The 1,781-nt window shown below is 40.7% G+C and carries 1 protein-coding gene; it reads left to right on the forward strand.

All coding sequences use genetic code 11. The features are described 5' to 3' along the window. The first annotated feature begins 107 nt into the window (after positions 1–107). Positions 108–1,382: an IS110 family transposase gene (locus V7127_RS21885; protein ID WP_335489594.1), complete on the forward strand. Its 1,275-nt coding sequence runs from the start codon at positions 108–110 to the stop codon at positions 1,380–1,382. Positions 1,383–1,781: the final 399 nt, after the last annotated feature.

Below are 1,781 nucleotides of genomic sequence, written 5' to 3' on the forward strand. Positions count from 1 at the left end.
TAGCATTCCTGTAGATCGTTATTTTTGAGCTTTGATAAAAATAGGGCTCCTCAGTAAGATAAGAGTAAGACACCACTCTAACTCAATCTCAAGGAGGAACCCTTATTATGAAGTTTAAAATGCAGGACAAACAAAATCAACTAATTGAAAGAATTTCCGATAAACATTTAGTTATCGGGGTCGATATTGCCCAACAATTTCACGTTGCCAGAGCTGTTAATTTCCGTGGGATTGTTGTAGGAGATCCTATTACTTTTCAAAATAATGAAGAAGGATTTGTGACTCTATTAAACTGGATAAATAAGCTGAAAAAAGCACATAAACTTGAAGAAACCATCGTCGGGATGGAACCGACAGGACATTACTGGATCAATCTATCAAAGTGGCTAATAAATAAGAAAATTGAAGTGGTGACAGTAAATCCTCATTTGGTAAAAAGAAATAAAGAAAACCGCGATAACACACAATCAAAGAGTGATAAAAAAGATGCACTGGTAATCGCTGATATGGTTAAGAACGGTTACTACTCGTTTGTAAGGAACACTCCAGAGGCATTTGAAAGGCTTAGGGTCCTAATGTCAAACAGGGATGTCATTGTAAAAAGGTTTGTAAGCTCTGTGAATCAATTAAATCGCTGGGTCGATATTGTTTTCCCTGAACTCAGGGAGGTATTCAAAGACATTACCGCCAAAGGGGCAATCGCTACACTAAGGCTTTTTCCAACTCCAATGGAACTACGTTCTATGAAACCCGATGAAATAGTCGCCGGCTGGAAATCACTTATGAAGAGGCAGCCTGGATTGAAGAAAGCATACTTACTTCTCAACGTTGCCAGAAATTCGGTCGGTACAGAACAAGCATTAGATGCTTACAAATTCCACCTTGAACAATTACTCGAAGAGTATGCCCTTGCGGTTCAACAGCTTGATAGGGTTGAGTGTACAATCAAAGTGGAATTGGCTAAAATTCCTTACGCACAGAAATTACTAATGATTAAGGGAATTAGTGAAATCTCCCTGGCAGGAATTTTAGGCGAGGCAGGAGATTTAAGCGGCTTTTCACACGGCAATTCATTACTTCGTCACGCCGGGCTGCATCTAGCTGAAGCAAGTTCTGGGAAGTGGAAAGGCCAAATTGTTCTTTCCAAGCGTGGCAGATCAAGGCTTAGGCGTTTTCTTTATTTAGCTACAATGAGCCTAGTGATGAATAACCCGGAATTTAAGACGATCCACTCCAACAATGTTAAGAAAAAGAAAATAAAAAAGATGAAATCTATCATGAAATTGGTTGGCAAGTTGGCCAGGATCTTTGTTGGAATAGCACGTAATAATGAGCCTTATTGTGCCCAGAAGGTCCAACCGTTGCAAGAGCTGGCAGCATAATTCATTCTCGAAGAGAATCATGAAACAATTATTTTAGACTGAGTTTTGGCTTATTCGCAGGATCTCAAATATGTACGGAGTACCAGATTTCTTCAACAAAAGGGCACTGACCCATCAGGTTAGCAAAACTGGCCTCCACCCCTTGGACAGGCATGACGAAGGAATGAAAGGGCGATTGACCCGTTGAGACATGGGAGGGAAAGCCTCCAGGGGCGGCGTGGAGATGTACATCATATGGTAGAATATGGAGAATGAAACTTACTCCTTTATTTAACCATGCCTTCACGTAGCCTTAAAGTCCTCAATTCAATTCCTACAGCCAAAGAATAATATCCTTGGCGGATGAAATCCTGCGAATAAGCGAGCATTCGGGAGAAAATCGAATTAAACTGAGGGAGT

This window comes from Bacillus sp. JJ1773 (genome assembly GCF_036962035.1).
GTDB lineage: Bacteria > Bacillota > Bacilli > Bacillales > Cytobacillaceae > Cytobacillus.

Bases quoted from the DNA above. Each gene is read 5' to 3' on its own strand.
- V7127_RS21885 (WP_335489594.1), top strand. From the start codon at position 108: ATGAAGTTTAAAATGCAGGACAAACAAAATCAACTAATTGAAAGAATT.